We start from the raw sequence: 12427 nt of genomic DNA on the forward strand, positions 1-12427 counted from the left end.
CGAAGCGACCGCTCCGATCCCCGCCGCCACAGCGGCATGAGACGGCTCTCAAGAGCCCGTCACTGCGGCTTGACAGCATCATTGGGAATCTCCTTTGCCTGGGACTGACGTCCGTTGAGCGGTTCGGTGGGGCGAATTCCTCGGTTCCGTGGGGCGGGTTCCGCGCCGCGGTCCATTGCGCCGGGATGAAACGCTCGGGGCGCTCCGGCCGCGTCGGGCCGGAGCGCCCCGAGGGGGATGCATGTCTCAGGTCGTAGAGGAGAATCCGTCTCCCATCAGGGCGAACCAGTTGCCCTCCAGGTAGTCCTCCTTCAGGTTGTCGAGCTGCTCCTCGGAGAGGTCGTACTTCTTGGCGATCTTCTCCTTCATCTCGTCCGAGTCGTCGACCAGCAGGATCATCACGATGTGGACCTTGTCGACCATCGAGAGGTCGGACTTGGACTTGTCGGGAAGGTCGTCGAACCGGAAGCAGCCCACCCCGCCGGGCTTGCCGGGCTCGCCCGGCTGACCGGGCTCGCCGCCCCTGCCACCCGCTCCGCCCTTGCCGCCTTCGCCGCCACGGCCACCGAGCGCACAGTGCGAGGGCTGCTCGGCCACGACCGAGGAGCTGGTGCCCGCCGGGGCCTTGAACTCCGATGCCTGCGCGGCGCAGGCCGTGCCGGTGACGAGGGCCAGGGAGGCCGCCGCCAGGATGAGCGGACGCTGCCAGGTGCACGTGAACATGGGGTTCTCCGTTTCCAAAGGACAAGAAGGTGTGGATGGGGGTTGGGGGGGGTGGGGGTGGAGGCCCGGAGGCCTCCACCCCGTCGGATCGGGTGCGCCCTTTAGAAGATGGAGCCACCACCGGCTCCGGCGTCGCCGCCGAGGCCACCGATCAGGCCGCCGAAGCCACCGTCTCCGGCGTCACCGCCGGCACCGCCCTGAAGGAAGCTGAAGCCGCCCTTGCCGCCGTTGCCGCCCTTGCCGCCGACGAGCCAGCCGTCACCGCCGCCACCGCCGGCGCCACCGCCGCCGCCTTCGAGGATGCCGAAGCCGCCCTTACCGCCGTCGCCGCCGGCGCCACCGATGCGGCCCTCGCCGCCACCGCCACCGCCACCGCCGCCACCGCCGACGAGCAGCCCGTCCCCGCCGTCGCCGCCGAGGCCGCCCTTACCGCCGGTACCCTTGACGCTGCCGCCACCGGCACCGCCGGAACCGCCGCCCCCTCCGACGAGGCCGCCGCTCCCGCCCTTGCCGCCCTTGCCTCCGGCGCCTCCGTCGGTCGGGAGGAGGATGGAGTGCACGTGGTCGGGCATCGGGGCCGCCGTCGCGGCGGACGCCGGGAGCAGGATCCCTCCGGTCACCACGGCGGCCGAGGCGAGCAGCGTCGCCAGGCGGAAGCCCTTGCGGGTGGGGCGGGCGGTGCTGTTGGTCTGCATCTTGCGGTTCATGACTTTCTCCTACCGATCCAAAGGGATATGGGGTCGTCCCGGTTTTCCGGGACTGTGCGGTACTCGCCTCGTTTCGTTTTGTTTCCGGTGAGGCCCGCACCACAAATAAACCCCGGGGGGCACATGCCGGTCATGTTCCGGAATCTCGGGACTTGACACCCCCCTCAGGGCGGGGTAAAAGTCCGCGCGGCCGGCCCCCCAAGCGCCGGGCGCGGCCCTCGCTTGACCTCAACCGCACTTGATGTCCGAGGCTCACGGCACGGGCGCCGGAGAGACCGGAGGCCCTGCTGGAGGGGTGAGTGCCATGCGTGCGACACAGGCGATCGGTTTCGGCGGTCCGGAGGTCCTGGTCCCCACGGAGGTGCCCGAGCCGGTGGCCGGCCCGGGCCAGGTGCTGGTCGCGGTCGCGGCCGTGGACACGATCTTCGTGGAGACTCAGGTGCGCGGCGGGTGGGGCCGCGAGCACTTCGAGATCACCGCGCCCTACCTGCCGGGCGGCGGCATAGCCGGTACCGTCCGCGCCACCGGCGAGGGAGTGGACCCGGCCTGGAAGGGCCGCCGGGTCGTCGCCTCCCTCGGCATCGCCGGCGGGGGCTACGCGGAGCTGGCCCTGGCCCCGGCCGAGGCACTGGCCGTCGTACCGGACGAGGTCTCCTTCACCGATGCGGCGGCCCTGGTGCACGACGCCGTGACGGCCGCCCGGCTGCTGGACACCACGGCGCTGCGGCCCGGCGAGCAGGTGCTGGTCCTGGGCGCCTCGGGCGGCATGGGCACCGTACTGGTCCAGCTGGCGAAGGCGCGGGGCGTCCGGGTCGTCGGGGTGGCCCGCGGCGACCGCAAGACCGTCCTGGTGCGGGAGTTGGGAGCGGACGCCGTGGTCGACGCGGCCCGCCCCGGCTGGGTGGAACGGGCCCGCGAGGCGCTCGGCGGCGCGGGCGCGGACGTCGTCCTGGACGGGGTGGGCGGCGAGATCGGCCTGGCCGCGTTCCCGCTGGTCCGGGCGGGCGGCCGGTTCTCCGCCCACGGCGCCCCGACGGGCCGCTTCGCCCCGGTGGCCCCGGAGGACGCGGCGGCCCGTGGCGTCCGCCTGCTCGGCATCGCGGACGTGCAGCTGACGGCCCCGGAGCACGCCGCCCTCGCCGCGCAGGCCTTGCGGGCGGCGGCCGAGGGCACCCTGCGGCCGGTGATCGGCGCCACCTTCCCCCTGGACCGCGCGGCCGCGGCGCATGCGGCGATCGAGTCCCGGGAGCTCGTGGGCAAGACGGTGATCACCGTGTGAGGGTCCTCCCGGTCACCGGGATGCGCGCGCACCGCGACGGGCCGGCGCGCCGTCAGGGTGCGGGCGAGGGGGCCGCGGACTCCTGGAGGTACGCGGCGATCAGGGCGAGGTCGTTGGCGATGGTCAGCACCCCCGCGGGATCGGCGGTCGGCGTGGAGGCGCCGTTGACCCCCGCGTAGAAGGTGTCGTAGCGGCCGCCGCCCTTGTCCAGGTAGCCGGCGATCGTGATGGCGCCGACGGCCAGCCTGTCGTTGAGCGCGTCGCCACCGACGGCCGCACCGGTCTTGGCGAACACCTTCCCGCGCGCCGGACAGCTGCGGCAGTTGTCGGCCAGCAGCCCGTCGACGCCCAGGATCGGCAGGGCCTCCCGGAAGAGCCGCGCGTCGGGAGTGCGCTGCCAGTACGCCAGCATCTGCACCAGCGCCCGAGGGGTCGCGCGGTCGGCGGGGTTGCCGCCGCGGCCGTCCATGAGCTGGGCCTGCTCACGGTCGACGCCCGCCCGGTCGAGGAAGTCGGCGAGTACGGGGAAGCCGTCCTCGCACTGGCGGCTGCCGGTCGTGACCGCCATCAGGCAGATGCCGAGGTTGGCGCCGAGGTTGTGGCTGACCTTGAGGATCAGCTTGGCGTACTGGGCGTACGGCGGGGAGGTGTACGCGGCCACCCGCGGCCGCCCCGCGTAGTCCCGCGGCAGCCGGGCGACCGGGTTGGGGCCGGCCGGGTCGGCGGTGACGCGCACCCCGGCCCGGCCGAGCGCCTCGATCAGCGCGGTGCGGCCGAAGGCGGCCGGATCGGTGATCGGTGAGGTGCGCAGCAGGGGCTCGGCGTCGGCCGCGATGGTTCCGGACAGCCGGATCCGGGTGCCGCCGTCGGTGGCGGTCACCGTGACGGCGGTCGGCCGGCCCGCCGCGACGGTCTTCACGGTGGAGGTGACCTGGTACGGGGCGACCTTCGGCCGCCAGTCCAGCCGGGCGTCCGCGCCGGCCCGGTCCCCGGGGGTGGTCATCAGGTCGATCAGGTTGTCGTTGACGATCAGCGGCGTCGGGGTGGGGTCGAGGACGGGGTCGGGGAGGAAGAGCCGGCTGTCGACGATGACGTCGCCGTCGACGCGGGTGATGCCGGAGTCCCGGACCTGCCGGGCGAGCTGGTCGATCCCGGCGAGGGGGTTCTCCGGGGTGAGGGTCGCGCCGGGGAAGTCGTTGGCGTAGGTGTGGTCGAGGTCCGTGTACGCGACCGTGCCGTCGGGCCTGGTCCTGCCGCCCATGGTGAGGTCGCCCTGGGCGACGAGGTCGAGGTCGCCGGTGAGCGTGGCGCCGGCGCGCTCACCGGCCGCGTAGAGGGGGGTCACGAAACGGTGGTCCCCGCCGAGGGTCTGCCACGGGCCCGAGACGCTGATGAGCTTGGCGGTGGAGCCGGGGATGAAGAACTGGCCGGGGAACATGCTGTGCACCACGTCGCCGTCGTCCGGGCCGGTCTGGAGCAGGCCCCACTGGGCGTGGCTGTACTGCGGCTTGCGCATGATCTCGGTGATGCGCGGGTCGAGCCGGCCCTGCTCCGCGTCGCCCGACGGCGACGGAGAGGGGGACGGATCCGCCGCGGCCGCCGCGGCCGGGGCCAGTGCCACGAACAGCAGGGCGGCGCAGGCGGCGGCCAGGACCCGCCGCAGCGGTGCGCAGCGGACCGAGCGGACGGAGCGGCCGGAAGGCACGGAGTGGATCGGACTGCTCACAGCGCGCTCCGTTCGTCGCGGCTGCCTGGTCCCCGAGGCCGTGTGAACAGAGTGGCACGGCCGGATTCGGCCCGCACGTCACGGCCTGCGCAGGCCGCGGATGCCGCGCCGTGGCCGGATCTCGGCGCTCGGCCGGGGTGCTCCGGAGGCAGCGCTGACGGGTGTTGCCGACGGCGGGTACGGTTCCGCCATGAAATCCGCAGCAAGTTCGAACGGCGACGACGGGTCGCCGTCGAAGGTCATGACGGTGATCAAGGACTCCGCGCGCCGGCAGTTGGCGGAGCTGGGGGCCGCGGCGCTGTCCCCGGAGGCGGTGGCCCGCGCCGCCGGTCTGGCCGTCGGCGAGGTCGAGGCCGTGTTCCCGCACCGGGACGACCTGTTGACCGCCCTGGTCATCGACGCCTACGACGCGTCGGGCGCCGCGATGGAGGAGGCCGACGAGGCCGGTGTCGAAGCGGGCGCCGCGGCGGGTGCCCGGCTCCTGGCGGTCACGCGCGCGCTGCGCCGGTGGTCCTTCGCCAACCCGGCCGAGTTCACCCTGATCTACGGCTCCCCCGTGCCGGGCTACCACGCCCCCCAGGAGACGGTCCCGCCCGCCTCACGGACCCCCGGGGTGCTCGCCGGCATCGTGCGGTCGGCTCTGCTGGGCGGTGAACTGACCCCGCCCCGACGGGCGGTGCCCGGTCCGCCGCTGCTCCTGCCGGCCGCCGTGGAGGCGTTCGGCGGGGTGCCCGAGGCTCCGTTCTCGGACATCATCGAGCGGGGCATCGTCCTGTGGAGCAACCTCATCGGGCTCCTGGTGTTCCAGGTCTTCAGCCGTACCCACGACAGCGTCCGGGACGAGGCCGCGTTCTTCGACTACTCCATCGCCGTGGCGGCCGAGGGCATCGGGCTCGTGGTCCCCTCGGGCGAGACCACCGACTGAATCCCCGTCCGCGCGAGCGCGGCACGTGCAGAAAAGCGGGACGTGAACACCACCAGAACCCTCTGCTTCGTCATAGCCGCGCTGTCCTCCTACGCGGCGCTCGTCTACCGGCTGTGCCAGGCACGCCGCAGTTGGCGGGACAGCGCCTACCGCACGCTGATCGCCACTCTGTTGCTCCAGTGCCTCACCTTCACCATGGGTGCCTTCGCCATGGGCGGCAAGAGCCTGCTGGGCGTCGGCAATCTCGCCATCCTCGTCATGCACCTGGCCGCGGTCGCCTTCTGCGTCAGCGCGCAGATCATCCTGCTCCGGTGGGCCGCCGCGGACGAGGCGACGGTGCGCAGGACGCGCTACTGGCTGGTCTCCGGCATCGTCCTCGACGTGCTGCTGACGGTCCTGTTCTTCGTCGCCGACGGCCCGGGGCGGCCCACGTCGGACTTCGACGGCACCAGCGAGCCGCTGATGCTCACGTACCTCCTGGTCTTCATCGTCTCCCAGGCGGTTCCGTGCGTCACGATCTACCGGCAGTGCGGCCCCTACGCCCGGATGACCGACAACGCCACACTGCGCCAGGCCCTCCGGCTGCTTTCGGTGGCCGCGGTGGTCCTCTTCCTCTACTGCCTGGCCAGGACGGTCAACATCCTCACGGCAGCGGGCGGGATCGACATCGGTGCCTGGAAGGTCGCCGCTTCGGTCTTCAGCGCCGCGGGCATCGTCCTGCTCTCGCTCAGCCTGACCAACTCCTCCTGGGGGCCCTCGGCCACCCGGCTCCTGGAGTGGTCGCGGACCTACCGGACCTACCGGGCCCTGTACCCGCTGTGGCGGGACCTGTACGAGGCCTCCCCGGACATCGCCCTGGAGCCTCCGGGTGCCTCGGTCTCGGACCTCGACTACCGCCTCCACCGGCGGGTGGTCGAAATACGCGACGGCTGGCGGGACTTGCGCCCGTACATCGACCGCACGGCCGGCGGCGCGGGCCGGGCCGACGGGCCGGGCGGGGAGGCGAGCGAGGAGCTGCGGCAGGCGTTCACGGAGGCGGCGCAGATCAAGCAGGCTCTGCTGGCCAAGCGGACCGGTACCGTCCCGCACGACAACAAGGACGCGGGCGACTTCGACGATCGCGACACGGACAACTTCAGTGCGGAAGTGGCCTGGCTCACCCAAGTCGCAGCCGCCTACAGTAAACTCGGCACCGCGAGTTGAGAGCTCCCGCCCGGTTTGCATCCCCCGTCAAACCGGGCGGGCACGCCCGTTCCGCCCGATGCACATCGGGCCGGACGGGTCGACTCCGCCCGGACTGGCCCGGCCCATCCCCCGAGGGCCGGGCCAGTCCGATGTCGCCGGCAGCCGACTCCGTGAAGCCCCCGTGAGTCGACTTAGCTGACAGCTATCGGCGAGACCCCAACGGTGGCGGATTCCCGGCCAATTGTCAACTGACTGCTAATCTGTGAAACTGACGGATAGCCAAGGGCTATGCCGAGGAGGTGACGGGAGGAAGATTCACCATGACCGCGACGGAAAGCGGGTCCGATGACAGGCCCCTGCTCGCAGTGCGCCTCGATGACCTGTTCAAGACGGTTCGCCCCAAGGGCAAGCACTGGACCAATGCCGAGGTGGCGGAGGAGCTGAAGCGCGCCAATCCCGAACTCAAGGTCGGGGGCGTGTACTTGTCGCAGCTGCGGACGGGCAAGCGGTCCAACCCCTCGCCCGACCTCCTGGCGGCCCTGGCCCGCTTCTTCGGCGTCTCGGTGGCCTACTTCTTCGACGACAAGGTCGCCGAGTCGGTGCTCAGCCAGATCGCCGCCATCGAGGCGCTGCGCCAGTCCGGGGTCCGCGCGGTGGCGATGCGCGCGGCCGGGATGAAGAAGGAGAACCTCCAGGCCATCACGGCCATCATGGACCAGTACCGGCAGATGCAGGGCCTGCCGCCCGTCAACGACTCCTCCCAGCCCGAATGAGGGCCTCGCGCAAGGAGCGGTCGGCGGACCAGGACCGGCGCAGCGGGCTCAAGAAGCTCCGCAAGGCCGGCGCCCGGCGGATCGCCGAACTCGACCTGCCCGAGGTGACCGACGTGGCCGAACTGTGCCGGCACCTCGGCGAGGTGCGCGACCGTCCGATCACGCTCGTCCCGATGCAGATGCCCTCCACGCACCCCTGCGGCATGTGGGTCGCCGCACGCGACGAGGACCTCATCTTCTACGACGCCAACACCACCAGCGCGCATCAGGAGCACATCATCTTGCACGAGCTGGGACACATCATCTGCTGCCATCGGGGGGCGGGCGGGCTGGACGAGGCGGCCGCGCGGCTCCTCTTCCCCAACCTCGACCCCCAACTCGTACGGGACATGCTCCTGCGCGCGACGTACGACGACGTCCAGGAGCAGGAGGCGGAGATCATCGCCTATCTGCTCTCCCAGCGGATGGCGGGCGCCGAACAACGGCACGGCGCTCCCCCGACGGCGGACCCGGACGAGGACGGCGACCTCGGCAGGAACGCCGTGCTCAGCCGGATCGAGCGCACCCTGTTCTGATCGAGCGCACCCTGTTCTGAGGGAGGCGCTCAGTGGCCGGTGGCGGCCACCTCCTCGGCGAGGACCGAGACGGCCCGCCTGATGTCCTCCTCGCGGTGTTCGCTGGTGAGGAAGAACCGCAGCCTCGACAGCCCGTCCTCCACGGCGGGGTGCACGATCGGGTCCGCGATGATCCCGCGGTCGAACAGAGCGCCCGCGACGCGCAGGGTCCGCGCCGAGTCACCGAGGACGCACGGCACGATCGGGGTGTCGGCGCTGGAGCCCGTGGCCAGACCGGCGGAGGCGGCCAGGCCGAGGAAGAGCCGGGCGTTCGCGCGCAGTGCGCGGACCCGGTGCGGCTCCGCCGCGATCAGCTCGGTCGCGGCCAGCGCCGCGGCCGCGTTGGCCGGGGTCAGGCCCACGCTGTAGACGAAGCCCGGGAGCGTGTGGCGCAGCCAGCGCACCATCCGGGCCGAGCCGCCGAGGTAGCCGCCGCAGCTGGCGAAGGCCTTGGAGAGGGTTCCCATCCACAGGTCCACGTCGGACCGCTCGACGTCGAAGAACTCCCCGACGCCCCGGCCGTGCGCGCCGACCGTGCCGATGCTGTGCGCCTCGTCCACCATCAGCAGGGCGCCGTAGCGCTTCTTCAGCTCGATCACGGCGGGCAGGTCCACGAGGTCGCCGTCCATGCTGTAGGCGCCCTCGACGGCGATCAGCACCCGCCGGAAGCGGGACCGGTTGAGCCGCAGCATGTGGTCCAGCTGCCCGATGTCGTTGTGGGCGAACGGGCGGCGCGCCGCCCCGGACAGGGCGCAACCCTGGAGGATGCTGTCGTGGGCGAGCGCGTCGTGCACCACCAGGTCCTGCGCGCCGACGAGGTGGCCTATCGCGGTGACGTTGGTGGCGTGGCCGCTCACCAGCGTCAGGCAGTCCCCGACGCCGAGGAACTCGGCCAGCGCCCGCTCCAGCCGGACCGTCAGCTCGCGTTCGCCCGACAGCACCCGGCTCGCGGAGACCGAGGTCCCGTACCGGTCGACCGCCCGGTGCGCGGCTTCGTTGACCGCGGGATGTCCGGAGATCCCGAGGTAGTTGTAGCTTCCGAAGGACAGGTACGGACGCCCCGCGATGACCGTGGTGTCGCGGATGTTGCCCTCGTGGACGCGGAAGTACGGGTACTGCGCCCCGCTGTCGGCGACCGCGGCCAGGCGCTGCTCGAAGCGGCCCACCTCGGGGAACTCGTCGACGCTCGCCGTCCCGGCATCCCACTGCGGCGGCGTCGCGCGGGGGGACGGCGGCGCGGGGGCCGTCGGCTCGGAGCGGTCCGGATCGACCAGCGTGATCAGTCGGCCGACGGTGAGTCCGGGCGTGAAGAGCTCTTCGGTGCGGAAGCCCGGTACGCGCTTGGAGATGTTGACCTCCAGCTCCTGGAGCATCAGGGAGTCGAAGCCGAGATCGGTCACCAGCGTCATCCGCTCGCTCACGTCGGAGAGGGGGAAGACACCGGTCCGCGACACCTCTTCGAGCACGACGGCCGCGGCGGACGCGCCCTCGGGCCACGGCGAGCCCGCGGGCTCGGCCTCCCCGGGCCGCTCCACCGGTGCGGCCGGGTCCGGCAGGTCGCGCGCCGAGTCGTCCACGACCCAGTGCCGGCGCGGGGCGAGCGGGCTCGGCGGGAGCGTGCACGGGGGCATGCGCTCCGGGACCGTACGCGCCTCCGGTACGGCCTCCGCCGGGCCGGGGCCTGCGGCGTGGCCCGCCTCGACGTCCGCGGCCGCCGCGGTCAGCCGGGCCGCGGCGTCGTCGGCGTCACGCGCCACGAGGGCGAGGTGTTCCGTGAGGGGTGTCCGGCGGGCCAGGGTGTCCGCCACCGCGGCGAGCGGCGGCCGGTCCTCGGTGAGGGTCCGCGCCAGTTCCCGGGCGTAGCGGACCAGCCCGGCCCGGTCCCGGGCGCTGAGGACCAGCCGGTGCGGTCCCTCGGCGGGCGCGGGGCGGGCCGGCGGGGCGCACTCCTCGACCACCATGTGCACGCCCGTCCCGCCGAAGCCGAACGCGCTCACCCCCGCCCGGCGCGGCCGGCCGTCGTCCGGCCACGGGGTCGGCGCCGTGGGCACGGTCAGCCGAGCCGCGTCCAGCGCGGAGCGGTCGGCCGGGTCGAAGTCCGGCTGGGGTGGTATCACCCCCCGCTGGACGGCCAGGACGGACTTGATGAGCCCGGCCATTCCCGCGGAGTTGAGCGAGTGGCCGATCACCGCCTTCACCGCGCCGAGGTAGGCGGGTGCGGCCCCCGCACCGCGCAGTTCGCGCAGGACGCCGAGCTCGACGGGGTCGCCGACCGTGGTCCCGGTGCCGTGGGCCTCCAGGTAGCCCACCGCGTCGGGGGGCAGGTCCGCGTCCCGATACGCCCGCCGCAGGGCCCGCAGCTGGCCGGCCGCACGGGGGTACATGCCGCCGTGCACGGTCCCGTCGTTGGCCGTTCCCACCCCGCGGATCACCGCGTAGACCCGGTCGCCGGCCGCCCGCGCGTCGGCCAGGGGCCGCAGCACGAGGACCCCGGCTCCCTCTCCCAGGACGAAGCCGTCGGCCCCCGCGCCGAAGGGCAGGCACCGGCCGCTGCGGGAGAGGGCGCCGATCCGGCACAGCCCCACCAGCAGATCGGGGGCGAGTATCAGCTGGGCGCCACCGGCGAGTGCGATGCGGGACCGGCCCGCGCGCAGGGCGTGCACGGCGTTGGCCACGGCCATGAGGCCACCGGAGCACGCCGAGTCGAGCGCGTAGCTCTCGCCGTGCAGGTCGAAGACCGAACTGATCGTGTTCGGGCCCATGTTGAGCAGCAGGCCGGCCACGGACGTGCCGTGCAGTCCGTCGACGGCGCGGACGGTCTCCGGCCACCGGAGGTCGGCCGCCCGCGCCCCGAACTCGCCGCCGGCCAGCTGCCGCATCCGGATCTGCAGGGTGCTGAGCTCGCGGTAGCCGCTCTCGGTGAGCGCGGTGATCACCGAGGTCTCCTCGCGGTCGAAGCCGTCGGCCTCCCACCCCGCGTCCTGGATCGCCTCGCGGGCGAGGTCGATCAGCAGCCGGTGCTGGGGGTCCATCGCCCTGGCCCGTCGCGGCGGGATGCCGTAGTGCGCGGCGTCGAAGTGCCCCACGTCCGGGAGCAGCGCCATGGTGTCCGTGTAGGCCGACGAGGTGTCACGGGCGTTGTCGCCCAGGAAGGCGGCGGAACGCCAGCGCGAGTCCGGGACGGTGGAGAACTGTGCCCGAGGGGCCGTCAGGAGCCGCCAGTACTTGTTCACGTCGCGCGCTCCGGGGAACCTGCACGCCATACCCACGACGGCTATGTCGTCGCGCGCCACGCCCCGTGGGTCCGCGGCGGGATCCGTCCCTGTCGCGGTGGTCACCCGGTGGCTGCCAGGCGCTCGCGCCACCAGTCCACGGTCTCCTTGACCTGTTCGTCGAGGGGCGTGGCCCGTCCACCGAACGCCGTCTCGTACGCGTGTGCGTCGACGGTGAACGGGCGGTCGAACTGGTGGCGGATCTCTTTCAGTTCGCGGATGAGCGGGGAGAAGAGCGAGGCCAGGCCGAGCGCGGCCGGCGGGATCCGGCGCACCACGATGGGCCCGGAACCCGCCTGGGCGGCCAGCCTGTCGACCATCTCCCGCACCGACAGCGCGGGCTCGGTCGGAACGTGCCACGGCCGCCCCCAGGCCCGCTCCTCCCCCGCGACCTCGGCCAGGGTCCTGGCCACGTCGGGGAGGTAGGTCCAGCTGTGCGGCGCGTCCGGGTCCCCGAGGGTGGAGACCGGCTTGCCCCGCAGGAGCGCCGGCATAACCCGCCCGGCCAGGTGGCCGCCGTCGGTCACACCGGGCCCGAAGAAGTCCGAGGCCCGTACCTCGACCACCCTGACCCGGCCCTGCTCGTGCAGCTTCCGCGCCTGCTCCCACACGGCGGCGCGCACCCGCCCCTTGGTGCCGGTGGCCGCGAGCGGCAGCTCCTCGGTGAGGGGGCCGTCCACGGGGCCATAGCCGTAGAGGTTGCCCAGCATCACCAGGACGGCCCCGGTCGCCTCGGCCGCGGCCAGGACCGACGTGGCCAGGGGCGGCCAGTCGCGCGCCCAGTGGTGGTAGGCAGGCGCGGCGCAGTTGTGGATGGCGGCGGCGCCCCGCGCGGTCTCGATCAGTCGCGCGCTGTCGGTCGCGTCGAAGGCGAAGTGCTGGATTCCGGGTTTCGGTTGTCTGCCCGACCTGGTGACCACCCTGACGGAATGGCCCTGTTCGGCCAAAAGCCGGGCGGTGGCCGCGCCGGCGGGTCCGAAACCGATGACGACATGAGAGCTCACGTACGCACACTAGCGCGAGTCGACCGCGTCACACGGCGTACGGCCGCATCCCCCCTGCCATCCGCCCGGACCGGGCCGATAGTCGCCTACGGGCTGCCGGATCACGACGTTCTGCCCGCTGGGGGCAGGGCCCGCGCCCCCCAGTGCCGACCCTCCGTCAGACCATTCGTATGACTATTCCGTTTCCCTGGTATCGGCCGTTCGGGCGCGGCACCATGG

At 73.0% G+C, this 12427-nt stretch carries 10 protein-coding genes; 5 read left to right on the plus strand and 5 right to left on the minus strand.

Annotated elements, in window-relative coordinates:
• Positions 1-246: 246 nt before the first annotated feature.
• Together ACFYP3_RS32235 and ACFYP3_RS32240 are read right to left on the minus strand one after the other, a co-directional pair.
• Positions 247-723 (minus strand): hypothetical protein, encoded by a 477-nt coding sequence (locus ACFYP3_RS32235; protein WP_388840363.1) that lies wholly within the window; start codon positions 721-723, stop codon positions 247-249.
• Between the two features lie 101 nt (positions 724-824).
• Positions 825-1430, minus strand: a complete 606-nt coding sequence (locus tag ACFYP3_RS32240) for a hypothetical protein (RefSeq protein ID WP_388840366.1) — start codon at positions 1428-1430, stop codon at positions 825-827.
• A gap of 304 nt (positions 1431-1734) precedes the next feature.
• Here ACFYP3_RS32240 and ACFYP3_RS32245 point away from each other — a divergent pair, with 304 nt between their 5' ends.
• Entirely contained in the window at positions 1735-2709 is a 975-nt protein-coding gene (locus ACFYP3_RS32245) for a zinc-binding dehydrogenase (protein ID WP_388840370.1), read from the plus strand.
• Between the two features lie 52 nt (positions 2710-2761).
• Here the strand turns inward: ACFYP3_RS32245 and dacB are convergent, their stop codons facing one another.
• Complete coding sequence (gene dacB, locus ACFYP3_RS32250; RefSeq protein WP_388840373.1) at positions 2762-4435, minus strand: D-alanyl-D-alanine carboxypeptidase/D-alanyl-D-alanine-endopeptidase; 1674 nt, start codon at positions 4433-4435, stop codon at positions 2762-2764.
• Between the two features lie 190 nt (positions 4436-4625).
• Between dacB and ACFYP3_RS32255 the strand changes: the two genes are divergently transcribed.
• The 4 genes from ACFYP3_RS32255 (at position 4626) to ACFYP3_RS32270 (ending at position 7893) form a co-directional block, all read left to right on the plus strand.
• Complete coding sequence (locus ACFYP3_RS32255) at positions 4626-5360, plus strand: TetR/AcrR family transcriptional regulator (RefSeq protein WP_388840376.1); 735 nt, start codon at positions 4626-4628, stop codon at positions 5358-5360.
• Positions 5361-5402: 42 nt separating this feature from the next.
• Complete coding sequence (locus ACFYP3_RS32260; protein ID WP_388840379.1) at positions 5403-6563, plus strand: MAB_1171c family putative transporter; 1161 nt, start codon at positions 5403-5405, stop codon at positions 6561-6563.
• 302 nt (positions 6564-6865) lie between these two features.
• Entirely contained in the window at positions 6866-7318 is a 453-nt protein-coding gene (locus ACFYP3_RS32265) for a helix-turn-helix domain-containing protein (protein WP_388840382.1), read from the plus strand.
• Positions 7315-7893: a toxin gene (locus ACFYP3_RS32270; RefSeq protein ID WP_388840385.1), complete on the plus strand. Its 579-nt coding sequence runs from the start codon at positions 7315-7317 to the stop codon at positions 7891-7893. Before ACFYP3_RS32265 ends, ACFYP3_RS32270 begins: the two co-directional genes overlap by 4 nt.
• Before the next feature lie 29 nt (positions 7894-7922).
• Here ACFYP3_RS32270 and ACFYP3_RS32275 read toward each other — a convergent pair whose 3' ends face one another.
• On the minus strand, positions 7923-11195 hold the full coding sequence (locus ACFYP3_RS32275) for an aminotransferase class I/II-fold pyridoxal phosphate-dependent enzyme (protein ID WP_388840450.1): 3273 nt from the start codon (positions 11193-11195) through the stop codon (positions 7923-7925).
• A 71-nt stretch (positions 11196-11266) separates the two neighbouring features.
• Positions 11267-12208, minus strand: coding sequence for an NAD-dependent epimerase/dehydratase family protein (locus tag ACFYP3_RS32280; RefSeq protein ID WP_388840388.1), 942 nt, complete (start codon positions 12206-12208; stop codon positions 11267-11269).
• Between the last annotated feature and the right edge of the window lie 219 nt (positions 12209-12427).

The sequence above is a fragment of the Streptomyces sp. NPDC005533 genome (assembly GCF_042871845.1).
In the GTDB taxonomy this organism is placed as follows: Bacteria; Actinomycetota; Actinomycetes; order Streptomycetales; family Streptomycetaceae; genus Streptomyces.

Coding starts and splice junctions, on each gene's coding strand:
- ACFYP3_RS32235 (WP_388840363.1), bottom strand. CDS start 723: ATGTTCACGTGCACCTGGCAGCGTCCGCTCATCCTGGCGGCGGCCTCC.
- ACFYP3_RS32240 (WP_388840366.1), bottom strand. CDS start 1,430: ATGAACCGCAAGATGCAGACCAACAGCACCGCCCGCCCCACCCGCAAG.
- ACFYP3_RS32245 (WP_388840370.1), top strand. CDS start 1,735: ATGCGTGCGACACAGGCGATCGGTTTCGGCGGTCCGGAGGTCCTGGTC.
- ACFYP3_RS32255 (WP_388840376.1), top strand. CDS start 4,626: ATGAAATCCGCAGCAAGTTCGAACGGCGACGACGGGTCGCCGTCGAAG.
- ACFYP3_RS32265 (WP_388840382.1), top strand. CDS start 6,866: ATGACCGCGACGGAAAGCGGGTCCGATGACAGGCCCCTGCTCGCAGTG.
- ACFYP3_RS32270 (WP_388840385.1), top strand. CDS start 7,315: ATGAGGGCCTCGCGCAAGGAGCGGTCGGCGGACCAGGACCGGCGCAGC.
- ACFYP3_RS32275 (WP_388840450.1), bottom strand. CDS start 11,195: ATGGCGTGCAGGTTCCCCGGAGCGCGCGACGTGAACAAGTACTGGCGG.